This window comes from Desulfovirgula thermocuniculi DSM 16036, assembly GCF_000429345.1.
Taxonomy (GTDB): domain Bacteria; phylum Bacillota; class Desulfotomaculia; order Desulfotomaculales; family Desulfovirgulaceae; genus Desulfovirgula; species Desulfovirgula thermocuniculi.
This window is the reverse complement of record NZ_AUBR01000029.1, coordinates 1-23079: the sequence shown is the minus strand read 5'-3', so window position 1 is coordinate 23079 and position 23079 is coordinate 1. Positions and strand designations below refer to the sequence as shown.

At 61.8% G+C, this 23079-nt stretch carries 24 protein-coding genes and 2 pseudogenes; all 26 read left to right on the top strand.

Features of this window, described 5'->3' with window-relative positions; genetic code table 11:
• The first annotated feature begins 10 nt into the window (after positions 1 to 10).
• Positions 11 to 367: a 30S ribosome-binding factor RbfA gene (rbfA, locus tag G454_RS0108250; protein ID WP_027718244.1), complete on the top strand. Its 357-nt coding sequence runs from the start codon at positions 11 to 13 to the stop codon at positions 365 to 367.
• On the top strand, positions 364 to 1350 hold the full coding sequence (locus G454_RS0108245; protein WP_027718243.1) for a DHH family phosphoesterase: 987 nt from the start codon (positions 364 to 366) through the stop codon (positions 1348 to 1350). Before rbfA ends, G454_RS0108245 begins: the two co-directional genes overlap by 4 nt.
• Complete coding sequence (gene truB / locus G454_RS0108240) at positions 1347 to 2276, top strand: tRNA pseudouridine(55) synthase TruB (protein WP_027718242.1); 930 nt, start codon at positions 1347 to 1349, stop codon at positions 2274 to 2276. Before G454_RS0108245 ends, truB begins: the two co-directional genes overlap by 4 nt.
• A complete protein-coding gene (locus G454_RS0108235) occupies positions 2273 to 3205 on the top strand; it encodes a bifunctional riboflavin kinase/FAD synthetase (RefSeq protein WP_027718241.1) in 933 nt (310 codons plus the stop codon). The genes truB and G454_RS0108235 overlap by 4 nt, the downstream gene beginning before the upstream one ends.
• 67 nt (positions 3206 to 3272) lie before the next feature.
• Positions 3273 to 3518 carry a hypothetical protein gene (locus G454_RS0108230; RefSeq protein WP_027718240.1) on the top strand — a complete coding sequence of 82 codons (246 nt, stop codon included), beginning with the start codon at positions 3273 to 3275 and terminating at the stop codon, positions 3516 to 3518.
• Between the two features lie 26 nt (positions 3519 to 3544).
• Complete coding sequence (locus tag G454_RS0108225) at positions 3545 to 3700, top strand: hypothetical protein (protein ID WP_211230014.1); 156 nt, start codon at positions 3545 to 3547, stop codon at positions 3698 to 3700.
• Positions 3701 to 3786: 86 nt separating this feature from the next.
• Positions 3787 to 4056 (top strand): 30S ribosomal protein S15, encoded by a 270-nt coding sequence (gene rpsO / locus G454_RS0108215; protein WP_027718238.1) that lies wholly within the window; start codon positions 3787 to 3789, stop codon positions 4054 to 4056.
• A 64-nt stretch (positions 4057 to 4120) separates the two neighbouring features.
• A complete protein-coding gene (locus G454_RS0108210) occupies positions 4121 to 6325 on the top strand; it encodes a polyribonucleotide nucleotidyltransferase (RefSeq protein WP_027718237.1) in 2205 nt (734 codons plus the stop codon).
• Positions 6326 to 6439: 114 nt separating this feature from the next.
• Positions 6440 to 7714: a D-alanyl-D-alanine carboxypeptidase family protein gene (locus G454_RS18345; RefSeq protein WP_211230013.1), complete on the top strand. Its 1275-nt coding sequence runs from the start codon at positions 6440 to 6442 to the stop codon at positions 7712 to 7714.
• A complete protein-coding gene (locus tag G454_RS0108200; RefSeq protein ID WP_027718236.1) occupies positions 7699 to 8952 on the top strand; it encodes a M16 family metallopeptidase in 1254 nt (417 codons plus the stop codon). The genes G454_RS18345 and G454_RS0108200 overlap by 16 nt, the downstream gene beginning before the upstream one ends.
• A 48-nt stretch (positions 8953 to 9000) precedes the next feature.
• The gene (locus tag G454_RS0108195) at positions 9001 to 9330 is read left to right on the top strand and encodes a hypothetical protein (protein WP_027718235.1); all 330 of its coding nucleotides are present in this window, start codon (positions 9001 to 9003) and stop codon (positions 9328 to 9330) included.
• A 7-nt stretch (positions 9331 to 9337) separates the two neighbouring features.
• Positions 9338 to 9601 carry a YlmC/YmxH family sporulation protein gene (locus G454_RS0108190; protein ID WP_027718234.1) on the top strand — a complete coding sequence of 88 codons (264 nt, stop codon included), beginning with the start codon at positions 9338 to 9340 and terminating at the stop codon, positions 9599 to 9601.
• Between the two features lie 84 nt (positions 9602 to 9685).
• The gene (dapB, locus tag G454_RS0108185; protein ID WP_027718233.1) at positions 9686 to 10486 is read left to right on the top strand and encodes a 4-hydroxy-tetrahydrodipicolinate reductase; all 801 of its coding nucleotides are present in this window, start codon (positions 9686 to 9688) and stop codon (positions 10484 to 10486) included.
• A 77-nt stretch (positions 10487 to 10563) separates the two neighbouring features.
• The gene (gene dpsA / locus G454_RS0108180) at positions 10564 to 11448 is read left to right on the top strand and encodes a dipicolinate synthase subunit DpsA (RefSeq protein ID WP_027718232.1); all 885 of its coding nucleotides are present in this window, start codon (positions 10564 to 10566) and stop codon (positions 11446 to 11448) included.
• A 22-nt stretch (positions 11449 to 11470) separates the two neighbouring features.
• On the top strand, positions 11471 to 12058 hold the full coding sequence (locus G454_RS0108175; protein ID WP_027718231.1) for a dipicolinate synthase subunit B: 588 nt from the start codon (positions 11471 to 11473) through the stop codon (positions 12056 to 12058).
• A gap of 108 nt (positions 12059 to 12166) precedes the next feature.
• Positions 12167 to 13180 carry an aspartate-semialdehyde dehydrogenase gene (locus G454_RS0108170; protein WP_027718230.1) on the top strand — a complete coding sequence of 338 codons (1014 nt, stop codon included), beginning with the start codon at positions 12167 to 12169 and terminating at the stop codon, positions 13178 to 13180.
• A gap of 2 nt (positions 13181 to 13182) precedes the next feature.
• On the top strand, positions 13183 to 14403 hold the full coding sequence (gene dapG, locus G454_RS0108165) for an aspartate kinase (protein ID WP_027718229.1): 1221 nt from the start codon (positions 13183 to 13185) through the stop codon (positions 14401 to 14403).
• A gap of 31 nt (positions 14404 to 14434) precedes the next feature.
• The gene (gene dapA, locus G454_RS0108160) at positions 14435 to 15319 is read left to right on the top strand and encodes a 4-hydroxy-tetrahydrodipicolinate synthase (RefSeq protein WP_027718228.1); all 885 of its coding nucleotides are present in this window, start codon (positions 14435 to 14437) and stop codon (positions 15317 to 15319) included.
• Positions 15320 to 15485: 166 nt separating this feature from the next.
• Complete coding sequence (locus tag G454_RS0108155; RefSeq protein ID WP_027718227.1) at positions 15486 to 17150, top strand: ribonuclease J; 1665 nt, start codon at positions 15486 to 15488, stop codon at positions 17148 to 17150.
• A 203-nt stretch (positions 17151 to 17353) separates the two neighbouring features.
• On the top strand, positions 17354 to 17620 hold the full coding sequence (locus G454_RS18340; protein WP_051276096.1) for a hypothetical protein: 267 nt from the start codon (positions 17354 to 17356) through the stop codon (positions 17618 to 17620).
• 254 nt (positions 17621 to 17874) lie between these two features.
• A pseudogene (locus tag G454_RS18335) lies at positions 17875 to 18171 on the top strand (ClpP family protease); the annotation flags it as partial.
• Positions 18172 to 18300: 129 nt separating this feature from the next.
• Positions 18301 to 19986, top strand: a complete 1686-nt coding sequence (locus tag G454_RS0108140) for a DEAD/DEAH box helicase (RefSeq protein ID WP_169719331.1) — start codon at positions 18301 to 18303, stop codon at positions 19984 to 19986.
• A gap of 103 nt (positions 19987 to 20089) precedes the next feature.
• Positions 20090 to 20779 (top strand): homing endonuclease associated repeat-containing protein, encoded by a 690-nt coding sequence (locus G454_RS0108135; protein ID WP_027718225.1) that lies wholly within the window; start codon positions 20090 to 20092, stop codon positions 20777 to 20779.
• A pseudogene (locus G454_RS22880) lies at positions 20776 to 21782 on the top strand (ADP-ribosylglycohydrolase family protein). The gene G454_RS0108135 and the pseudogene G454_RS22880 overlap by 4 nt, the downstream one beginning before the upstream one ends.
• A gap of 120 nt (positions 21783 to 21902) precedes the next feature.
• Entirely contained in the window at positions 21903 to 22331 is a 429-nt protein-coding gene (locus G454_RS0108120; protein ID WP_156896710.1) for a hypothetical protein, read from the top strand.
• A gap of 360 nt (positions 22332 to 22691) precedes the next feature.
• The coding region (locus G454_RS0108115) for an MBL fold metallo-hydrolase (protein WP_027718221.1) at positions 22692 to 23079 on the top strand (388 nt) is incomplete at its 3' end.

The window sequence follows — 23079 nt, the reverse complement described above, 5'->3', positions numbered from 1 at the left end:
GGTTGAAAAGGTGTCCCGTCGTCCGGAAAGACTGGCGGAGGTTATTAAAGAAGAGGTCTCGGCAATGCTCCAGGGGGAATTGAAAGACCCGCGCATCGGGTTTGCCACCATCACCGCCGTGGAGGTGTCCAGCGACCTGCGCCACGCCAAGATTTACGTCAGCGTCTACGGCTCTGCCGAGGAGCAGAAGGCAACTATGGAAGCCCTCCAGGCGGCCAGGGGCTACGTGAAGGGCGAGCTGGGCAGGCGCCTCCGCCTGCGCTACGCCCCGGAAGTGGTCTTTAAGCTGGACCCCTCCATTGAGCGGGGGGCCCGCATCATGGAACTTCTCCAGGAGGTTAAGGAGCGGGGTGCCTCCGAATCATGAAGGATCTTGCAGAAATAGCCCGGTGCCTTCAGGAAGCCGGGAAGGTGATCATCTGCGGTCACGTGATGCCCGACGGGGATTGCCTGGGCTCGGCGGCTGCCCTGGGCCTGGCCCTGGAAAAGCTGGGCAAGGACGTTACCCTGGCCAGCCCCGATCCCCTTCCCGAGGTCTATCACTTCCTGCCGGGGGCGGACCGCTTCCTCACCGGGGAGCAGGCCTTGGGAGGGGAATACGACCTTTTGGTGGCCGTGGATCTTTCCAACCCCGAGCGCCTGGGGCCGTTGAAGGAACTCCTGGCGCGCGTGCCGCTGGTGTGTGCCATCGACCACCACAAGGGCAATAACTCCTTCGGCCACTACAGCTATATCGATCCGGCGGCAGCCGCCACCGGCGAGATCATCCAGGACCTCCTGGAACACCTGCATGTTTCCCCCGCTGGGGACATAGGCGTTTGCCTCTACACGGCCATTGCCACCGACACCGGTTCTTTCCGCTACCAGAACACCACCCCTGGCACCCACCGGCGCGTGGCCAGGTTAATGGAGGAGGGGCTAGATGCGGCAAAGGTAAACGCGCTCCTCTTTGAGCAGAAGTCGCTCCTACACCTGCGGGTGCTCCAGGCAGCCCTGCAGACCCTGGACCTCACGCCGTGCGGGCGCGTGGCCTGGATGAGCGTTTCCCGGGAGACGCTGGACAGCCTGGGGGCGCAGGATGAGCATACGGACGGCCTCATTGAGTACGTGCGCTCCCTGCGAGGGGTGGAGGTGGCCATGCTTTTCCGCGAGATAAGTCCCGGGCGGTGGAAGGTGGGCTTTCGTTCCCGGGGCGGTGTGGACGTGCAGCGCATTGCTTCCCTTTTTAACGGCGGCGGCCACATGCGGGCGGCCGGAGCCGTGCTGGACGGCAGCGCCGGTGAGGTCATGAAAAAGGTATTGGCCGCCGTGCTGCAAGAACTGGCGTCCCGGGAGCCGGGTGCGCCGTGAACGGCGTTTTGCCTGTCCTCAAGCCTCCGGGGATGACCTCCCACGACGTGGTAGCCTTTGTCCGCCGCCTGACGGGAGAAAAGCGGGTGGGCCACGCGGGGACCCTCGATCCGGGAGCGGCCGGGGTGCTGGTGGTTTGCCTGGGGCGGGCCACGCGGCTGGTGCAGTTCTTGAAGGACGATAAGGAATACCGGGCGGAGGTAACCTTTGGGTGCTCCACCACCACAGGGGATGCCTCCGGGGAGGTGGTTTTCGAGGGCCGGGCCGAAGACCTCACTGCCGCCCGCATAGAGGAGGCACTGGAGGCCTTCCGCGGCGAGATATGGCAGGTGCCGCCCATGACTTCTGCCCTCCGCCATCGCGGGCAAAGGCTTTACGAGCTGGCCCGGCGGGGCATAGAGGTGGAGCGGGCTCCCCGCAAAGTACATATCCACGCCCTGCGCCTGGTGCGCACGGAAGGGCTGGGAACCCCTCGCCCCCGCGCGCTGCTGGATATCACCTGCTCGGCCGGTACCTACGTGCGCTCCCTGTGTGCCGACCTGGGCAAGAGCCTGGGCTGCGGGGCATACATGAGTTTTCTTTTGCGTACCCGGGCAGGCATCTTTACCCTGCACCAGTGCCTCACCCTGGAAGAAGTGCGTGAGGCGGCCCGCGCGGGGCGCCTGGAAGAGGCGCTGACGCCTGCCGGTGAGGCTCTGGCCCACCTGCCCCGTGTGGTGGTGCGCCCGGCGGCAAGGGAAAGAGTGCTGTGCGGCGGGGTGCTCTTCTGGCCGGGGGTGAAGGAGGCGCCGCCCGCGCTGCAAGAGGGCGAGCTGGTGCGCCTTTACGACGGGGAAGAGTTCCTGGCCGTGGCCAGGGCGACTGGCGATCCGAGCCACCCGGGGCGCCATTACTTTCAACCGGTTAGGGTGATGGGAGAGAAATGAAGGTCTACGAGTCGTGGCACGGTTTAAAAGAGCTTTACCCCCGCCTGGTAGTGGGGCTGGGCAATTTTGACGGCGTACACCTGGGGCACCGGGAGCTTATCGGGCAAATGGTGTCCAGGGCGCGGGAAATGGGTGCTGTTCCGGCCGTCTTTACCTTTCACCCCCACCCGCTGTCCGTCCTCGATCCCGAGAATGCCCCTCCCCTGCTGCTTTCCCAGCGGGCCAAGGAAAAGCTCATTGCCGGGCTGGGGGTGGAATTGCTCCTGCGGGTCCCCTTCACCCGCGAGTTTGCCCGCATCGAGCCGGAAGACTTCGTCCGCGACGTTTTGTGGGCGGGCCTGGGGGTAGAAGCCGTCTTTGTGGGCTACAACTACACCTTCGGCTACCAGGGGAAGGGGACTCCCGGGCTCCTGCAAGAATGCGGCCGGCGCTACGGGTTTGAGGTTCACGTGCTGCCCCCGGTAAAGGTGGACGGCCAGGTGGTCAGCAGCACCCTCATCCGCCAGATGCTGGCCTGGGGGGAAGTGGACCGCGCGGCCAGGCTCATGGGTTACTGCCCCTTTGTCGAGGGGCAGGTGGTGCCGGGTGACCGGCGGGGAGGGGCCCTGGGGTTTCCCACGGCCAACCTGGAGCCGGAGAACGGCCTCCTCATCCCCGCCAACGGGGTGTACGTGGTGGAAGTGGAGGTTGGGGGAGACCGCTTCCTGGGGGTGGCCAACATAGGGACAAGGCCCACCTTTTACGGCCGGGACACCCGCCGGCAAGTGGAAGTGCACCTGCTCGACTTTCACGGCAACCTCTACGGTTGCTGGATGGTGGTGCGCTTTAAGAGGCGCCTGCGGGAAGAGAAGCGCTTTGCTTCCGTGGCCGACCTCGTGGCCCAGATCCGCCAGGACATCTCCAGGGCCAGGCTGGAGTGCGGCGAATAGTTTACTTCTTCCTGGAGATGTGCTAAAATGAACCTGTTAAACCTCCAGCTGAGGAAGGAGAGGCTGGATGGGGGTTGGTAGGCGGGACTCCGCGGAGGAGGAGATCCGCACCCTGGTCAGGCAGATAGCGCTGATTTGCCTGAGCGAAGATTTCCAGGAACTGAAAAAGGAGCTCGAGCAGATTTATCGCCAGCATGGCGTGGAGGACCCCGCTTTGACGGCCTTTGAGGACGCCCTCTATGCCTTTTTAGCCCAAGAAGAAGACGCCCGGCCATGCGCGTTATCGTCACCGAACACGCCAAAAAACGCCTGAAGGATGCGCGTCAGGAAGGAATAACCATGGCCGATATTATTGCCGCTGCTACCAGTATCCCGGGACGCGTGCCCACGGCCACCCGCTTCCGGGGTTTTGTGGCCCGCTCCGGTCGCGTGTTTGACCTGGTGGCCAAGGACATCCCGGGCGGGAGGCTGGTGATTACAATAATTGGAAAGTAGTGCATGAACTGTTGGCTAGGGGCCGCCCCGCAGGGGGTGTTTTCCTTGGCCAGCAGCGATTACTGGCAGGAGGAGGTGAGCTGGTAGTGGCTCTCACGCAGGAGAAGAAGCAGGCCTTGATCTCGGAATACCGACGCCATGAGAGCGACACCGGGTCCCCTGAGGTGCAAATTGCCCTCCTCACGGAGCGCATAAACAACCTGACCGAGCACCTCAAGGTACACCGGAAGGACTTTCACTCCCGGCGCGGCCTGCTGAAAATGGTAGGCCAGAGGAGGGCACTCCTTAATTACCTGAAGGAAACCAATTACGAACGCTACCGCATGGTCATCGAAAAGTTAGGGTTGCGCAAGTGAAAAGACGGCGGGTATGTTTTTACCCGCCTTTTCGGTAAGCTAAGCAGGAGGTCGGTAAATGTAAATGCTGGGTACACCCGTGTTAGTTAAGGAAATGGAGTTAGGCGGGCGCATCCTGAAGCTGGAAACCGGCCACGTGGCCGGACAGGCCGGTGGGGCCGTGCTGGTGCGCTACGGCGATACGGTGGTGCTGGTCACGGCCACCATGTCCAAGAACGTGCGCGAGGGCATTGACTTTTTCCCGCTGGTGGTGGATTACGAGGAGCGTTTTTACGCCGTGGGTAAGATACCCGGCGGCTTTATCAAGCGCGAGGGCCGCCCCAGCGAGAAGGCCATTCTCTCCGCCAGGCTCATCGACCGGCCCATACGGCCCCTGTTTCCCAAGGGGTGCCGGAACGAGGTGCAGGTGGTGGCCACCATTCTGTCCGTGGACCAGGACAACGCGCCGGAGATAACGGCCATGATCGGGGCTTCCGCGGCCCTGCACATCAGCGAAATCCCCTTTCAGGGGCCCATTGGCGGGGTTATCGTGGGGCTGGTGGACGGAGAGTTCGTCATCAACCCGACGGTGGCCCAGGCGGAGAAAAGCCTCATGCACTTGGTGGTGGCCGGCACAAGCGAGGCGGTAATGATGGTGGAGGCCGGCGCCAAGGAGGTGCCCGAGGACCAGATCATCAAGGGCATTGTCTTCGGGCACGAGCATGTAAAGGGCATCGTGCGCTTTATCGAGGAGTTCCGCGCCGAGGCCCTGGCCCTGGGCCTGGCCAAAGAGAAGGTCGCCCTGCCGCTTGCCCAGGTGGACCCCCAGGTGGAGGAGGCCGTCAGCGGTCCGGCGCTGGAGCAGCTTGCCGAGGCCATCAGGCACTGCGTGCAGGAGCGCCTGGAAAAACAGGAAAGGGAGGCTTTTTTGGAAGAAGTTAAAAACCGCCTCATGGAAACTTTCCGGGAAACCTTCCCCGAGCAGGAGGAATCCATTAAGGCGGTAATTGAGGCGGCGGAAAAGAAGGTGGTGCGGAAGCTAATTTTAGAGGAAGGCGTCCGGGTCGACGGGCGGAAGCTCAACGAGATAAGGCCCATCAAGGTGGAAGCGGGAATCTTGCCCCGCACCCACGGCTCGGGCCTCTTCACCCGCGGCCAGACGCAGGTGCTCTCCGTGGTCACGCTGGGGGCAGTTTCCGACGAGCAGATCTTAGACGACCTGGGCATTGAAGAGGCCAAGAGGTTCATGCACCACTATAACTTCCCGCCGTACAGCACCGGCGAGACGCGGCCCATACGGGGGCCGGGACGTCGAGAAATCGGGCACGGCGCCCTGGTGGAACGGGCTTTAGAGCCCGTCATCCCCCGCGAGGATACCTTCCCCTATACCATCCGCGTTGTTTCCGAGGTTCTCTCCTCCAACGGCTCCACCTCCATGGGGAGCGTGTGCGGCAGCAGCGTTGCCCTGATGGATGCGGGCATCCCCATTAAGGCGCCCGTGGCCGGCATTGCCATGGGGCTGGTCAAGGAAGACGACCGGGTGGCCATTCTTACGGACATCCAGGGCATTGAGGACCACCTGGGGGACATGGATTTCAAGGTGGCCGGCACGGCGGAAGGGATTACCGCCCTGCAGATGGACATTAAAATCCCGGGCATTACGGCAGACATACTGGAAAAAGCCCTGGCCCAGGCCCGTGAGGCGCGCCTGTACATTTTGAACAAGATCCTGGAGGTCATTCCCGCCCCCAGGCCGGAGCTTTCACCCTACGCCCCCCGCATCATCCACCTGACCATCGATCCGGAGAAGATCCGGGAAGTTATCGGCCCCGGGGGCAAGATGATTAAAAAGATTATCGATGAGACGGGCGTGGAAATCGATATCGAGGACGATGGCCGGGTGTTTATCACCGCCCTGGACCCGCAGGCCGGCCAGCGGGCCAAGGAGATTATCGAGGCCATCACCAGAGACGTGGTGGTGGGCGAGATTTACACCGGACGCGTTACCCGGGTGACCGACTTTGGCGCCTTTGTGGAGGTGATACCGGGCGTATTTGGGATGCCGGGCAAGGAAGGCCTGGTGCACATCTCCCACCTGGCCCACCACCGGGTAAACCGCGTGGAGGACGTGGTAAAAGAAGGGGACACCATTGTGGTGAAGGCCATCGGCTACGACAACCAGGGGCGCTTAAAGCTCTCCCGCAAGGAGGCCATTCCGCCCGAGCCCCGGGTTGTGCCCACCCAGCAGCAGCGCCGCCCGCCGCGGGCAAGGCACCAGGGACGGCGCTAGGTTTTGTGCAAAACCCCCTGCCATGATTTTTCGTGGAGGGGTTTTTATTATTTGGGGAGAGCCGGCGCCAAGGGACATAATCCGGCGCCCAGGCGGGGAGGATTTAAATTTGAGGTGAGCGATGTGCCTTCCCGCCTTTTTCTCCTTACCACCTGCTTCCTCTTTTTCTCCCTGGCAGTTGCGGCACCTCCTTCCCCTGCCGTCCCGGGCGGCGGTGAAACCCTCCCCGTAATGCTGGACCTGGGCGAGTTTGGTGTTCCTGCCCTGGCGGGGGACGGGCCCATGCGTATCACGGCTGATGCCGCCGTGCTCATGGATGCCGGCACCGGGCAGGTCCTTTATGCCAAAAACGCCCACCAACCGCGCCCGCCGGCCAGCACCACCAAGATCCTGACCGCCCTTTTGGCCCTGGAGGGGGGTGTGCCGGACCAGTTGGTTACGGTGAGCCCCCGGGCGGCAGCAGTGGGCGAAAGCAGCATGGGCCTGTTCCCCCATCAGCGCCTTACCTTGCGCCAGCTGGTATACGGGGCACTCCTGTGTTCCGGGAACGACGCCTGCGTGGCCATTGCCGAGCACCTGGCCGGTAGCGAAGAAAACTTCGTGTGGCTGATGAACGGCAAGGCCAGGGAGCTGGGAGCCACCAGGACTTCCTTTCGCAACCCCCACGGCCTGCCCGCCCCGGGGCATGTTTCTACGGCCTACGACCTGGCCCTTCTGGCCAGGTACGCCCTTTCCAATCCCGCGTTTAGGGAAATCGTTTCCACCCGCTACCACGCCTTTACCTGCCCGCCCTGGGGCGTGTACCACCTCCACAACACCAACCGCCTTCTCTGGAGCTACCCCGGGGCCGACGGAGTAAAGACGGGTACCACCGGTGAAGCCGGCCAGTGCCTGGTAGCCTCGGCCAGCTGCGGGGGCCGGCGGCTCATCAGCGTGGTACTGCACAGCGAGGATCGCTACGGTGATACGGTTGCCCTGCTTAATTACGGTTTCGGGGCCTTCAAGGAAGACACCGTGGTGGAGGCCGGCCAGGTTTGCGGGCAGGCCGAGGTATCTTTCGGGGTGGCGCCGCGCGTCTCCCTGGTAAGCGCCCGCACGCTGAAAGCCGTGCTTCCCGCGCGGGGTGGCGCAGGTGCAGAGAAGAGAGTGTTCTCCCCGGGCGGTTTGGTGGCCCCGGTGCCTCCCAAGATGCCTGCCGGCCACCTGGAGGTATGGGTTGGAGGCCAGCCGGTGGCGCGGGCCCTGCTCCTCACCGCCTCCCAGGTGAAGAAAAAGCCTTTTTACCGGTTGTGGTGGGAGGGGATAAAGGATTTTGGGCGGCGGCAGCGAATTGAAACTAGGCACGTCTTTTCTAGGATGGGGGTGCAGGGCATTTGTACCAGGCAGTGAAGCTGGACAACGGGGTAACCATTCTCACCGAGAGCATTCCCCATGTGCGCTCGGTGGTGCTGGGCATTTGGGTTAACGTGGGCTCCCGGGATGAAAGCCCGGCGGTGGCAGGGGTTTCCCATTTCATCGAGCACATGATGTTCAAGGGCACAGCCAGACGCACGGCCAGGGAAATAGCCGAGGCCCTGGACGCCGTAGGGGGACAGCTCAACGCCTTTACCACCAAGGAATATACCTGCTATTACGCCCGCGTCCTGGACGAGCACCTCGACCTGGCCATTGACGTACTGGAGGACATGCTCTTCCACTCCCGCTTTGCCGCAGAGGATATAGAGCGGGAAAAAAACGTCATTATCGAGGAAATAAAGATGTACGAGGACGCCCCGGATGAGCTCGTGCACGACGTCTTTGCCACCACCATCTGGCAGGGGCACTCCCTGGGGCGGCCCATCATCGGCACGGCGGAGGTAATCGGGCGGCTCACCCGCCAGGAGATCCTTAACTACTACCGCCGGCACTACTGCCCCCAGAATATGGTAGTGGCGGTGGCCGGAAACATCGACCCTGCCCGGGTGCTGGAAAAGCTGCGGGCCGTTTTTGAGCCGCTACAGGGGGAGCAGGCGGACCGCCGGCTGGTGCGGCCCTCACCCCACAGGCAGGTCACCTGCCGCGTAAAGGATACCGAGCAGGTACACCTGTGCGTGGGAACGCCGGGCCTGCCGCTGAGCAACGAGAGGGTTTACGTTTTCCAGGTAATTAATACCGTTTTGGGCGGCGGCATCAGCTCCCGCCTCTTCCAGGAGATAAGAGAGCAGAGGGGCCTGGTTTATTCCGTTTATTCCTACCACAGCTCTTACCACGATGCGGGGCTCTTCTGCATCTATGCGGGCCTGAGCCGCCAGAACGTGCCGGCGGTGCTGGAGCTGATCTCCAGGGAGATCCGGGATATCCGCGAGAACGGCCTTAAGCCCGCGGAGCTCAAGCGCGCCAAGGACCAGCTCATCGGCAACCTGTGGCTCAGCCTGGAGAGCGTCACCACCAGAATGAGCCGCCTAGCCAAGTCCCAGCTCTACCTGGGGGAGGTTGTCCCGCCGGAAGAGGTGGTGGCCCGCATAGAACGGATTACCGCCGAGGACGTGCAGGGGCTGGCGCAGGAAATGCTCAGGCCCGAGTGCTTTGCCGCGGCCACCGTTGGGCCGTGGGACGACCGGAGTATCCTGGAGGCCTTTTGCGCCTAGTTCTAAACCTTGTCCCACCCCCGTATAATGCTAGCGGGGGTGGTTTTTTTGGCGCCCTATCTCCTGCTTCTTTTGCTGGCCCTCCTTCTTTTTTTCTCCCTGCGGGAGAGAATGAGGATGAGCGCCTTGAGGAGCCAGGGCTGGGATGTGGCGGAAATAAGCCGTCCTTCGCCCCTTTCCCAGGCCCTGGCCGGCCTGGTGGGTACGGCAGGGGGCATCTACCTTTCCCTAGTGTTGCTGTTTACCTTTCTGGGCCTGGAGGTGCCGGAGAGGGTTAGGGTGTGGGGCGTGCAGGTTGAGCCTCTGGCGGCCCTCTCTATTGCCCTGGCCGTTGTCCAGCCCTTTATTGTAAGGTTCTGGCAGTTCGTGCGGAGGTGAAGGGGCCTTGCGCTTAAACGAGCTGGCGGGCAAGGAAATTGTTAATCTTTACGATGGCAGCCGCCTGGGCGTGGTGGGCGAGAGCGATGTGGTGATCGACACGGAAACGGGCCAGATACAGGCCATTATCCTGCCCCGGCGCGGCGGACCGATTGGCTTCTGGCTGGACCGGCAGCAGCTGGTCATTCCCTGGGAGGCGGTGCGTAAGATAGGCGCCGAGTTCATTATTGTTGACCTGGAGCAGGCGCATGCCGTCCCGCGCCGTTTTTAAGCGGTGGAAGGGATATCCATGCGGGCCGTAGAAGAAAATTAGTCTTAATATGCGGATTATTTTTTTCGGTAGGAGGGGCTGGCCTTGATAAAGGTAGTCGTGGTAGGGGCCGGAGGCCGCATGGGCCGGGTGGTTTCCAGGGCCGTCTGGCAGGCCGAGGATATGGTCCTGGCAGGAGCCGTGGACGTGCGGGGGGAGGGCCAGGATGTGGGCCTCCTCTGGGGAGGGTCGGAAGTCGGCATCACCCTGCAGCGGGACCTGGAGGAGGTGCTTCACCGCGTTGCGCCGCACGTAATGGTCGACTTTACCACCCCCGATGCCGTGGCCGATAACGTTAAAAAAGCCCTCCGCAACGGGGTGCGCGCCGTGGTGGGTACAACCGGCATGAGCGGCGCGGAGCTGGAGGAGATCCGCGCCCTGGCCGAAAAGCAAAGGGTGGGTTGCGTGGTGGCCCCTAACTTTGCCCTCGGCGCGGTGCTGCTCATTCGCTTTGCGGCCGAAGCGGCCAAGTTCTTCCCCCATGTGGAAATCATCGAGCTGCACCACGATCAGAAGCTCGATGCTCCCTCGGGAACGGCCCTGAAGACGGCGGAGGTTGTTGCCGCCGCCCGGGGGGATTTCCGGCAGGGCCTGCCTGCGGAGGTGGAAAAGATACCCGGTGCCCGGGGCGCCTGTTTTGACGGCGGCATCCGCCTGCACAGCGTGCGCCTGCCCGGCCTGGTGGCCCACCAGGAGGTCATTTTTGGAGGGCTCGGCCAGACGCTGACCATCCGCCACGATTCCCTCTCCCGGGAATCGTTCGTGCCGGGCGTGCTGCTGGCCATACGCCGGGTGATGGAGCTCGAGGGGCTGGTTTACGGGCTGGACAAGCTTGTTTTCGAGTGAGGCCGTGACCAGGCACCTCCCTCCCCGGGGCGTTCATATATTGGAGGTAAACAGACTCCAGGGAGGGTTAGCCGGCCATGCAGCCAAGCCTGCAGGGGGTAGCGGTGGCTCTGGTGGGCGGCGATGCCAGGGAAAAGATCCTCGCCGCAAGGCTGGCGGCGCTGGGAGCGGCGGTTAGGGCAGTCGGCCTGCCGGTGGAGGGGGAAGGGATCGAAACCTTTGCCGATATTGCCCCTGCCGTGGCGGGGGCCAGGGCTTTAATCCTGCCCGTGCGCGGCATAGACGAGGAAGGCAGGATCTACGGGGACTTTATGGAGCAGCCGCAGGTTCTCCTCCCCGATCACCTGTGCCTCTTGCCCCCCGGTTCCCCGGTGCTGGTGGGCGTGGCCAGGCCAAGCCTGCGGGAGATGGCCGAGCGCGCGGGAGTGCGGCTGGTGGAATTAATGGAGATGGATGAGGTGGCCATCTTAAACTCCATTCCCTCCGCCGAGGGCGCCATCCAGGCGGCCATGGAGAGCCTCCCCATTACCATTCACGGTAGCCGCTGTGCGGTCCTGGGGTTTGGCCGCACGGGCATGACTTTGGCCAGGATGCTTCACGCTTTGGGTGCCCGTACCCTGGTGGTAGCCCGTAACCCCGCCCAGCTGGCCAGGGCCTTTGAAATGGGCCTGGATACGGCCAGCTTTGCCGAACTCCCCGGCGTTGTTGACCAGGCCGATGTCATCTTCAATACCGTTCCCGCCCTGGTGCTTGACGAGCAGGTTCTCCGCCACGCGCGGCCCGATACCCTCATTTTAGACCTGGCCTCCTCTCCTGGGGGCACCGATTTTGAGGCCGCCCGCCGGCTGGGCCTCAAAGCCCGGCTGCTGCCCGGGCTGCCCGGGAAGGTGGCGCCGCGCACGGCGGGGGAGATCCTGGCCCGGGTGGTTCCCAGGCTGCTGGCCGATTTGCTGGCCCTCTAGGGGTTGGCCGGAGGTGCTGGTCATGCGTTTGCAGGGCGTACGCGTTGGTTTTGCCCTCACGGGTTCCCACTGTACCCTTGATGAGGTAATGGTGGAGGTAGAAAGGCTGGTTAAGGAGGGGGCCGAGGTTTACCCCATTATCAGTTCCTCTGTGGACTCCACGGATACGAAGTACGGGCCTGCCAGCAAGTGGAAAACCTTGCTGGAAGGGATAACCGGGCGCCTGCCCATAAACACCATCGTCGGGGCGGAGCCCATTGGCCCCGGCAAGCTTTTCGACGTGGTGGTAGTCGCTCCCTGTACGGGGAATACCCTGGCCAAGCTGGCCAACGGCATTACCGACGGGCCGGTGCTCATGGCCGTAAAAGCCCACCTGCGCAACCTGCGCCCGGTGGTGCTGGCCATCTCCACCAACGACGGGCTGGGCATGAACGCCAAAAACCTGGGACTCCTTTTAAACACCAAGAACATCTACCTGGTGCCTTTTGGCCAGGACAACCCGCAGGAAAAGCCCAACTCCCTAAAGGCCAAGATGGACCTCATCCTGGATACGGTGCTTTGTGCCCTGCAGGGGAAGCAAATTCAGCCCGTGCTCATATCTTTGGGCTAGTTTTCCCGGCAAAGAAGCGTTATAATTTTTTCTTAAAAGAGCATCCACGGAGAGGCCCGGATTGCCTGGCGGGCTAGTTTTTTTAGGCGTGAAGGGAGGAGTGGCCTTTTGTACAATGTGGTGGTGGTAGGCGCTACAGGCGCCGTGGGTCGGGAGATCTTAAAGGTTCTGGAAGAGAGAAATTTCCCCGTGGGGGAACTGCGCCTTTGCGCGACGGCCCGCTCGGCGGGAAAGCAGGTGGTTTTCAGGGGGCAAACCCATACGGTGGAGGAAACCACGCCGGAGGTATTTGAGGGCATGGACATTGCCCTCTTTGCCGGCGGGGCGGCCAGCAAGGAGTTCGGGCCCGCAGCCGTGGAGAAAGGCTGCGTGGTTATCGACAACAGCAGCCATTTCCGCCTGGACCCCCAGGTGCCGCTGGTGGTGCCGGAGGTCAACCCGGAGGACGTGAAGTGGCACCGGGGCATCATTGCCAACCCCAACTGCTCCACCATCATCATGGTGGTGCCGTTAAAGGCCATCAAGGATGTGGCCGGCGTGAAGAGGGTGGTCGTTTCCACCTACCAGGCGGTATCCGGCGCCGGTCTGGAGGCCATTGAAGAGCTGACCGCCCAGACAAAGGCCGTTTTGGAAGGGGGCGAGTATCCCCCTAAGGTTTTCCCCTACCAGATTGCCTTTAACCTCATCCCGCACATTGATGTGTTCCAGGAGATGGATTATACTAAAGAAGAATGGAAAATGGTTAGGGAAACGCGCAAGATCCTGCACGACGAGCGGCTGGCCGTTACGGCCACTACCGTCAGGGTTCCCGTTTACCGCTGCCACTCCGAGGCGATCAACGTGGAGACGGAAGAGAAGATCAGCGCGCAGAGGGCGAGGGAGGTCCTGGCCGCTTTTCCGGGCATTGTGGTCATGGATAACCCGGCCCAGAAGGAGTACCCCATGCCCCTCTACTGCGCCCACAGGGACGAGGTCTTTGTGGGCCGCATCCGCGAAGACAACTCCCTGGAGAGGGGCCTGAACTTCTGGGTGGTGGCGGACCAGCTGCGGAAAGGGGCGGCCACCAATGCCGTGCAAATTGCCGAACTCCTGCTGGAGTACCGCTGCCTGCGGGTGAAGTAGCCGTGAGGTTTCTGGTGCAAAAATTCGGCGGCACTTCCGTAGCCACCCCGGAGGGCCGGGAGCGGGTGGCGGCCAAAATTATCGCCGCCAAGGAAGAGGGTTACACGCCGGTGGTGGTCGTTTCGGCCATGGGGAGAAACGGCGACCCCTACGCCACCGACACCCTCATCAACCTGGTGCGCCAGATCAACCGCCACGTTTCGCCCCGGGAACTAGACCTTCTCATGTCCTGCGGGGAGATCATTTCCGGCGTGGTGATGGTGGCCACGCTGGAAAAGATGGGGCACCCGGCTGTCTTCCTCACCGGGGCCCAGGCCGGCATCATTACCGATAACAGCTTTACCGAAGCGCGCATTTTAAAGGTCAAGCCGGAAGCCATTTTAAAACACGCCCGTGAGGGCAAGATTGTGGTAGTGGCCGGCTTTCAGGGCATAAGCGAGGAAGGGGAGATCACCACCCTGGGCCGCGGCGGCAGCGATACCACGGCGGCGGCCCTGGGCGTGGCCCTCAACGCGGAGTACGTGGACATCTATACCGACGTGGACGGCATTATGACCGCCGACCCGCGGATCGTGGACGACGCCGTGATCAGGGAGAAGGTCACATACGACGAGCTCTGCCACCTGGCCCACGAGGGGGCCAAGGTTGTGCACCCCCGGGCGGTGGAAATCGTCATGCAGAGAAACATTCCCATGCGGGTGAGGTCTACCTTCAACGACCTGCCGGGGACGCTGGTCACCACCACCGGCGAGGTTTACAAGGGCTCCATCGACATCACCCGCGACCGCCTCATCACCGGCATTACCCATATCTCGCACCTCGTGCAGTTCAAGGTACACTTTGACGCCGGGCCCGACGGCTTAAAACAGCAGCGGCGGCTTTTCAAGGCCCTGGCCCTGGCGGGTATTAGCCTGGACTTCATCAACGTTTTCCCCCACCAGGTTGTTTTTACCGTTAAGGAGGAGGTGGCCGAGAAAACAGCCCAGGTTTTGGAAAACACCGGATTTACGCCCGAAATAACGCCGAGCTGCGCCAAGGTGGCGGCAGTGGGTGCTGGCATGACCGGCGTGCCGGGTGTCATGGCGGCCATTGTGGATGCCTTGAGCAAAGAGGGCATCCCCATCCTGCAGTGTAACGACTCCTACACCACCATCTGGGTGCTTGTCAGGCAGGATGACATGGAGAGGGCCGTGAGGGCGTTGCACCGCCAGTTTATAAAGTGAGCTTTTCTTTTAAGGAAGGAAGGTGAGGGTTTTGGCCGTTGACTTTGGGCGACTTCTCACCGCCATGGTAACCCCCTTTACCAAAGACCTGGCGGTTGATTACCAGCAGGCCAGGAAGCTGGCCCGCTACCTGGTGCAGAACGGTTCCGACGGTCTGGTGGTGTGCGGCACCACCGGGGAATCACCCACCCTTTCCAAGGAGGAGAAGGTAGAGCTTTTCCGCGCGGTGGTGGAGGAGGTAGGGGGGCAGGCTACGGTTATAGCCGGCACGGGAAGCTACAGCACGGCCGAAAGCATTGCCCTCACCCAGGCGGCAGAGAAGGTGGGCGTGGACGGGGTGATGCTGGTGGCCCCGTACTACAACAAGCCCTCCCAGGAAGGTCTCTACGAGCACTTCAAGGCCGTGGCCACGAGCACGAACTTGCCGGTAATGCTTTACAACATTCCCGGGCGCACCTCCGTCAACCTTCTCCCCCAGACGGTGGCCAGGCTGGCGCAAATAGAAAACATCGTGGCCATAAAGGAAGCCTCGGGGAACATGGACCAAGTGAGCGAGCTGCGCCGGCTGCTGCCTGATCACTTTGCCATCTACAGCGGGGACGACTCCCTGACCCTGCCCATGATGGCCCTGGGAGCAAAGGGCGTGGTGAGCGTCTGCTCCCATGTGGTGGGCCCGCGCATGAAGGAGATGATCAATGCCTTTACCGCCGGCAACACCACCCTGGCCATGCAGATCCACCTCGAGCTGTATCCCCTGTTTAAGGTAATGTTCATTACCACCAACCCCGTGCCGGTGAAAGCCGCCCTTAACCTCCTGGGCCACCAGGTGGGCGGGCACCGGCTGCCTCTGGTGGAGGCCAACCCGCAGGAAAAAGAGGCCATTAAGAATACCCTGGCAAGCTTGAAGCTGATTTAAAGGGCTGTATTTGGTTTCCCGCCGGAACGCCTGTTTTAAGGTCGCAATGAGGGACTTGCTTCCCTCATTTTTCGCTTTCGCGGGGCAAAGCCCCGCATGCTATAATAACCATCGGGCATAAAAGGAACGGCTTTTTCTCATCACGGCAGGGAAAGGAGGTGTTTACTTGGCCAAGGAACCCAAGCTGGCCATCATCCCCCTGGGGGGGCTGGGGGAAATAGGCAAAAACATGATGGCCGTAAAGTATGGGGAGAGCATTTTGGTTATTGACTGCGGGCTCATGTTTCCCGAAGAGGAAATGCTGGGGATAGACGTGGTCATCCCCGATATCACTTACCTCCTGGAGAACAGGGATAACGTCCTGGGAATTATGCTCACCCACGGGCACGAGGACCATATCGGGGCCCTCCCCTACGTGCTCAAGCACCTTCACGTGCCCGTATACGGCACGAAGCTTACCCTTGCCCTGGTGCAGTCCAAGCTAAAGGAGCACGGCATAGGGGGTGAGGCCGACCTGAGGGTGGTCAAGCCCCGGGACACGGTAACCGTGGGGCCTTTTAGGGTGGAGTTCATCCGGGTTTCCCACAGCATACCCGATGCGGTGGCCCTAGCCGTGCATACGCCGTTAGGGGTGGTGGTGCACACCGGGGATTTCAAGATCGACCACACGCCCGTAGACGGCGAGCTTACGGACTTTTTCCGGCTGGCCCAGCTGGGGGAAAGGGGCGTGCTGGTGCTGCTTTCCGACAGTACCAACGTAGAGCGGCCCGGCTACACCATGTCCGAGCGCATGGTCGGCAACACCTTTGATGAGGCCTTCCGCCAGGCCCGGGAGCGCATTATTATTGCCACCTTTGCTTCCAACATCCACCGCCTGCAGCAGGCCATTACCATAGCCCACCGCTACGACCGCAAGGTGGCGGTGGTGGGGCGCAGCATGATTAACGTGGTCAACATTGCCCACGAACTGGGCTACATCCATATTCCCGAGGGTACCCTCGTGGAGCTGGAAGAGGCCAACCGGCTGCCCAGGAACAAGGTGGTGATTCTCTGCACGGGCAGCCAGGGCGAGCCCATGTCGGCGTTGAGCCGCATGGCCCTCGGGGACCACCGCCAGATGGAGGTCTATCCGGGGGACACCATTATCATCTCCGCCACGCCCATACCGGGCAACGAAAAAATGGTGGCCAGGATCATCGACCAGCTTTTCAAGCAGGGGGCCCACGTCATTTACGAGGCTGTTTCCGGCATCCACGTCAGCGGTCACCCCAGCCAGGAAGAGCTAAAGCTCATGATTAACCTGGTGAAGCCGCGCTTCTTTGTGCCCATCCATGGCGAGTACCGCATGTTAATTAAGCACGCGGAGCTGGCCCGCAGCATGGGCCTGCCACCGGAAAACATCTTTGTGGCCGAAAACGGCCAGGTCCTGGAATTTACCCGGCGCACGGGGCGCATTGCCGGGCGCGTTACCGCCGGGCGCGTGCTGGTGGACGGCCTGGGCGTGGGGGATGTGGGCAACATCGTGCTGCGGGACCGCCGGCAGCTTTCCCAAGACGGCATCCTCATTGTGGTCATTACCGTCAGCCGCGAGTTGGGGCAGCTGGTGGCCGGTCCGGACATTGTCTCGCGAGGCTTTGTCTACGTGCGGGAATCCGAGCAGCTCATGGAGGAGGCCCGGCAGAAGGTGCGGGAGGCCCTGGACAGGTGCGGGAAGCGCGATTTGTCCGAGTGGGCCTCCATCAAGGCCCAGGTAAGGGACGTGCTGGGCAAGTTTCTCTACGAAAGGACCCGGCGGAGACCCATGATCCTGCCCATCATTGTAGAGGTATAAGAGCGCGCATTTCGGCGTGCACGGGCCCAGGAAAGGGCCCGTGCACTTTGTGTGCCCGTCACGGGCGTTAGAACCCGCAGGAGCCGGTGAATGCAGGCGGAAGCGGTGCGGGGTTTCCCGTGGCCGCGGTCTAAGGGGCGTTTGGCGAAAGGGTCTTACTAAGGCCCGTTCCCAGCGCTGGACAGCCCTTCCGTTATGGGTTAATGTTCCGCCTTTTCTCCATCATCGGCCCGGACTTTAAGCCGCGCTACGGGGTAAAAAAGGTCGCTCTGGTGTACTCCCTGGGAAACCCCCAGGCCAAGGCCTTTAAGGAGTATTTTGATTACCTGGCCGGCGGCTTAAAACTGCTGGGGCTTGAGGTTGCCGCCACCATTGTATGCGCCGGGGCAAACGATCCCCAAAAGGCTGCCGGCGACTCCCAGCTGCGGGCGCGCGCCTTTGAGCTGGGCAGGATGCTCGTCTCCGGGTGATGGTGTTCTTTTGCACGGCGAGCTTAACAGTTAACGCGCGGGCCCCCGGGGCCCGTGTATTTTTCTTTGCGCGGCAACCATACTAAAGTAAAGGAAACACGGGCTGATGAGAGGGGGAGCCTATGTCCTTTGAGCCCAACCGGTGCGTGTGGGGGCATGAGGGGGAGTACCCCTGCATTTCCCAGGAAGAGCAAGAGCCCCACCGGCGCGTGCAGGGGGCCAGCAAGGAACAGGTGGCCGCGTCCATCAGGGAGATGGGCTCGAGCCCCGTTCCGGAGGTCAAGAGTAACATTCACTGCCTGACCATTGTAGGGCAAATCGAGGGCCACCTGGTGCTGCCGCCGCAGAACAAGACCACCAAGTACGAGCACGTTATCCCCCAGCTGGTGGCGCTGGAGCAGAGCCCGGAAATCGAGGGCGTGCTGGTCATCCTAAACACAGTGGGCGGGGACGTGGAAGCCGGGCTGGCCATTGCCGAGATGATTGCCAGCCTCTCCAAGCCCACCGTTTCCCTGGTCCTGGGCGGCGGCCACAGCATTGGCGTGCCGATAGAGCCCATGTCGCTGCAACAAAATTAAACGCGCGTTTAACTCGGCCCGCACAGAGTGCGGACCTTTTCTTTTTTGAGGTGGCCGGAAGTGGAGAGGAACCTTTTTTCCGCGTCGAGGACCGCGGACCTGTTGAACGGCAGGGTGGTCCTCTTCTTCGGTTACGACGAGCTGAACGCGCTGGCCAAGAAGGTGCCGGGGGCGTACTACAACGGCGTCATGAGGTGCTGGCACCTGCCTCTGTGCGCGGACGCAAGGGACATCGTGGTGAGGTACGGGTTTTCGGTGAGCCCGAGGCTGGCGGCGGTCCTCTCCGGCGACTTACCCGTCCTTGCGGGGAAAGTCGTGGACGCCGAAGGCGACAGGCTGGCCGTGAAGTTCCCTTACGACGCCGACCTGGTCAGCCTGGTCAAGAGGCTCGGGGGCACCTTCGACCCGCGGGGCAAGAAGTGGCACCTCCGGCCTTCCACGAAGGTGTCCGAGAAGCTGAGGGAGGCCGGTTTTGCGTTCACGCAGGAAGCCGAATCCCTCCTGGGGAGCCTGAGGGAGAGGGTAGAGGGTTCGTCGGCGACGGAGGCGGACCTCGAGGTGCCGGGTCTGCGGGCAAAGCTGTACGGCTACCAGAAAGCCGGGGTAAAGTTCGCGCTGGAGCGGAAGAGGGTACTGATAGCGGACGAACCCGGGTTAGGGAAGACGCTGCAGGCGCTGGCGTTTTTACAGGCCAGGAAGGACTTGAGGCCCGCGCTGATCGTTTGTCCGGCGTCGCTGAAGCTCAACTGGCGCAGGGAGGCGGAAAAGTTCCTGGAGGAGTGTCCGGAGAACCGCGTGCAGGTCCTGGAGGGCGAGAGGACCTGCGAGGTGTCGGCGCCCATCCTGGTAATCAACTACGACGTCCTGCACGCCTGGGTCCCGGTTTTGAAAGGGAGAGTGAAGGCCGTCGTACTGGACGAGAGCCACTACATCAAGAACAGGACGGCGAAGCGGACGAAGGCGGCACTCGAGGTGGCCGGGAGGGCGGAGGCGGTCATCTGCCTGACCGGGACGCCTATCCTGAACAGGCCGGTAGACCTGTACACGCAGCTGAAGCTCCTGGCCCCGGGGGAGTTCCCGGACTTCATAAAGTACGGGATACGCTACTGCGGGGGCCACAGGAAGACGATAGTGGCGCGCGGCGGCGTGGAGAAGGTCGTTTGGGACTTCTCCGGTGCGTCGAACCTCGACGAGCTGAACGAGCGCCTGCGGAGCACGGTGATGATACGGCGGCTGAAGGAAGACGTCCTGGAGGAGCTGCCGCCGAAGCGAACGGTGGTGGTCCCGGTCGAACTCTCCGACCCGGCAGAGTACAGGAAGGCGGAGGAGAGCTTCCGGGCCTGGCTCCTGGAGAAGGTGAGGGAAGGGGAGCTCTCGAGGGAGCAGGTGCGGTCCGCCCTGCGGGCGGAGGCGCTGGCGAAGGTGTCCTACTTGAAGCTGGTGGCGGCGAAGCTGAAGATGCCGGCAGTGGAAGAGTGGGTAGACAACTTCCTCGAGAGCGGGAAGAAGCTGGTGCTCTTTGCGCACCACCGCAGGGTGGCGGAGTACCTGGGCAGGAAGTACAGGGGCAGCGTGGTGCTCACCGGGGAGAGCGGTGCGGCGGAGAGGCAGGCTGCGGTGGAGAGGTTCCAGAACAGTCCGGAGTGCAGGCTCTTCGTGGGCACCATCGGGGCGGCGGGCGTGGGGCTGACGCTGCCTGGAGAAGGCGGTTCCGGAAAAGCTGCACGCCGTCGAAGTGCTGGAAGAAGCGGGGAAGGAGGGCCTAGCGGAGGTGCTTTCCTGCGGTGATCCGGAGGCCCGGGCGTGCGGGTTGTTCCTGCCGAGATGCAGGAAAAAATCACGGATTGAGCCAAAATATGTACCAAAGCCCTTTTGAAGAAGAGGCGCATCGGTGGTGCCCAAGAAGAGGAGAGAATGGACGAAAGAAGAGTGCCTGACGGCGCTCAGAAACCTCTCGGAAGCCCTCGGCGGCGCACGACCAACAGCGGCGGACTTGATTGGCATGGTTGGGAGAGCAGCAGGTTGTCCTCCTAAAGGTACAATAGAAAGATTATTTGGGTCTTTTTCAGTCGCTGTAGAAGCAGCAGGGTTGAGTAACCTGCCCACTGCAGGGAAGAAACACCGTGCGGAATCGTTTTCTAGGGCAAGGGAGCAATTAGAGGAGTTCCTGAAAGACAAAAAAGTGCTTTTCAGAAGCGAAAAGCAGGCTATAGTAGCCCAGCTTGGAAAATGCGGCGTTAACCAGCGGGCTAGAGAAGACCTGGTCAGGATGGAATGCCGGAAAAGAGGTATCCGCGTCCTCAAGGTTCCTAATGACCCGGCCCTATGCGCGGTGATATCCTGGCTGGCAGGCCAGCCGTACCTGGGAATACTGCCCGATAAGGAGCTAGTAGAGGTCACCCTGGGAGATGAGGCAACACGGTTGCTCAGGGCGACGCTGGAAGCAGGGAGTTTTGCAGCAGGGGCTCGCATGGCAGGATACAGTTTATATAATGCGCTTAAGGTGGCAAAGAACGCATCGAGAAAAGCGGTAGAAGAACTGGTAGGAAAAATCTGGAGCCAGTTCTCCAACGCAGGATGAGAGGGGCCGACGAACGTGTGAGTTCGCGCTTGCGGCTGGACGGAAAGGAGGAGGAGGTTATTTTGGCGACCGGGCCGGGATGGGACGCCCTGAAGATAAAGTTCCGTGGCTGCCTCGTGGGGCTGGCCCTGGGGGACGCCCTGGGCGCGCCTTTCGAGGGCGCAGGGCCGGTGGATAAGAAGGAAGTTTTCGCCGCCGCGGAGAGAAGGCAAATCCTGCGCTACACCGACGACACCCACATGGCGATTGGCGTGGCCGAATCCCTCATGGTCTGGCGCGGTTTCGACGGCAGCCACCTGGCCGGTACTTTCCTCCGAAACTTCGAACGAGAGCCTTGGCGGGGCTACGGTCTGGGTCCGCCGCGGGTGTTCCAGAGAATAAAGTTGGGCACGCCGTGGGACCGGGCGGCAGAGGAAATCTATCCCGGAGGCTCCTTCGGCAACGGGGCAGCAATGCGGATTGCCCTAGGGGGCTTTTCTACTACCGCGACCCTGCGAAGCTGCGGGAAGTGGCCTTTCTGTCGGCCCAGATCACCCATGCCCATTCCCTGGGGAAGGAAGGGGCCGCCCTGCAGGCGTTTGCCGTGGCTCTGGCCGTAGTTTGCGGGCCGTCCGGTTCCCCCGAGGATTTCCTGGACAGGCTGAAAGTCTTCGTCACCGAACAGGTCTACCGGGGTAAACTGGAGAAAACGAAAGATCTTCTGGACGCCGATGACTCGGCTGAGGTGGCCGTCCGCTTGGGCAACGGCATTGAAGCCTTCAACTCGGTGCCCGCGGCAATCTGCTGTGTCCTACGGCACCCCGGCTCTTTTGAGGAAGCGGTGGCTGAAGCGGCGAGCTTGGGCGGGGATGCCGACACTATTGCCAGCATGAACGGCGCTATTTCGGGCGCATGGCTTGTGATTGAGGCCATCCCTGTGAAGTGGGTAGCGAAACTGGAGAACAGGGACTACATCGAGAAGCTGGCGGTGAGGCTGTGGAAGGCAGCGCTTGGGCAGAGGTAGGCGGCTAAATGGAGGGCTCGGAGTGTAAGCCCCCCTCTACTGGGGTTGCAGTGCTAGGTGTAGCGGTGGTCGCCTCGTAGACCCGGGTTTCTTCCTTCGGGCTTGGGGAAGTGGGGAGAGGTGGAGTTGTTGAACATGCGCCCCGCGATACGTTTTGAGGCAGATGAGAGCTTCTGTGGCAAGGGAAAAGGCTTGTTCGAGTCCGAGCATCTGTCAGTTAAGTCTCTTGAAGAAGGGTATCCGGCCGCCATTTGGCGGCGGTTCCAGGTAACAAGGATACTGCGGCGGCACGGCGTTTCCTTTGGGGACTTCAGGCGGCCTGCAGGTAGAATGGTAGACGAAACCTCTCTCCTCGACTGTACCGAAACCCGGAAGTGGTGCTGGGCGCTCGTGTTGTTTGACCGCGGTCGGCCGGGTTGTAAAACCCGTTTTTTGGGAAACGCGGCGGCGTTTGCAAGAGTGATTATATTGTCCACACAAGTGAATGACCACTCATTCATTAAGAACCTTTGCAAAATTAATCTTTCCCAAGCCATCCGGAAAATTTAAGGCAAGAGACTGTTACAGGAAGCCACTCTGGGAGATTCGGGTAACCTGTGCTGGGCCGTTGGAGTTTTGCTGCACAAGCCACGACGAGCGTGCGGCGCGGAGAGCCTGAAAGCAACTCACCGCGAGGGCTGGAGGATCCTGTCTCGGAGCACGGCAACCTCCACACCCGGGCAGGTGGAGGGGGAAAAGGCTTGGGGAAAGGTGGTACGCGGCATCTCGAGAGACACGAGGGGGTACATCGCCAGGGCGAATTGCGGGGGTGGAAGCCGTGCAATAAATTGATCCACAAGCATCCCGATCCCACTGGGATGTGTGGTTTTTTCAATTTACACTACCCGCAAGTCAAAAGGAGGGCCAAAAATGATTAGCGTCAGCGAGTTCGGTCCCGTCATCCGGTTTACCATGGCCCGCCTCCACGAAGGCAGGCCGGTTTACACGATGGCCTGCTACTATGTGGACGGGGTGCTCATTGACAGCGGCCCGGCGCACGTGGCGGAAGAGATCCCCGAAGTTTTTGCCTCCTATCCCGTGCGCACCGTCATCAACACCCACCACCACGAGGACCATATCGGAAACAATATCGTCTTCCAGAAGCTGTTCGGCACCGGCCCGGCCCTTGCCCACCCGCTGGCCGTGCCGCGCATCACCGCTCCCTCCACCTGGACTTCCCGCCTGCTCCCCTACCAGCACTTTGCCTGGGGGCTGCCGCCGGCGTCGGAAGCGGTGCCGATTCCCCAAAGCTTCGCCA

Coding starts and splice junctions, on each gene's coding strand:
- G454_RS0108245 (WP_027718243.1), top strand. CDS start 364: ATGAAGGATCTTGCAGAAATAGCCCGGTGCCTTCAGGAAGCCGGGAAG.
- G454_RS0108235 (WP_027718241.1), top strand. CDS start 2,273: ATGAAGGTCTACGAGTCGTGGCACGGTTTAAAAGAGCTTTACCCCCGC.
- G454_RS0108230 (WP_027718240.1), top strand. CDS start 3,273: ATGGGGGTTGGTAGGCGGGACTCCGCGGAGGAGGAGATCCGCACCCTG.
- G454_RS0108225 (WP_211230014.1), top strand. CDS start 3,545: ATGGCCGATATTATTGCCGCTGCTACCAGTATCCCGGGACGCGTGCCC.
- G454_RS0108210 (WP_027718237.1), top strand. CDS start 4,121: ATGCTGGGTACACCCGTGTTAGTTAAGGAAATGGAGTTAGGCGGGCGC.
- dpsA (WP_027718232.1), top strand. CDS start 10,564: ATGCAGCCAAGCCTGCAGGGGGTAGCGGTGGCTCTGGTGGGCGGCGAT.
- G454_RS0108175 (WP_027718231.1), top strand. CDS start 11,471: ATGCGTTTGCAGGGCGTACGCGTTGGTTTTGCCCTCACGGGTTCCCAC.
- G454_RS18340 (WP_051276096.1), top strand. CDS start 17,354: ATGTTCCGCCTTTTCTCCATCATCGGCCCGGACTTTAAGCCGCGCTAC.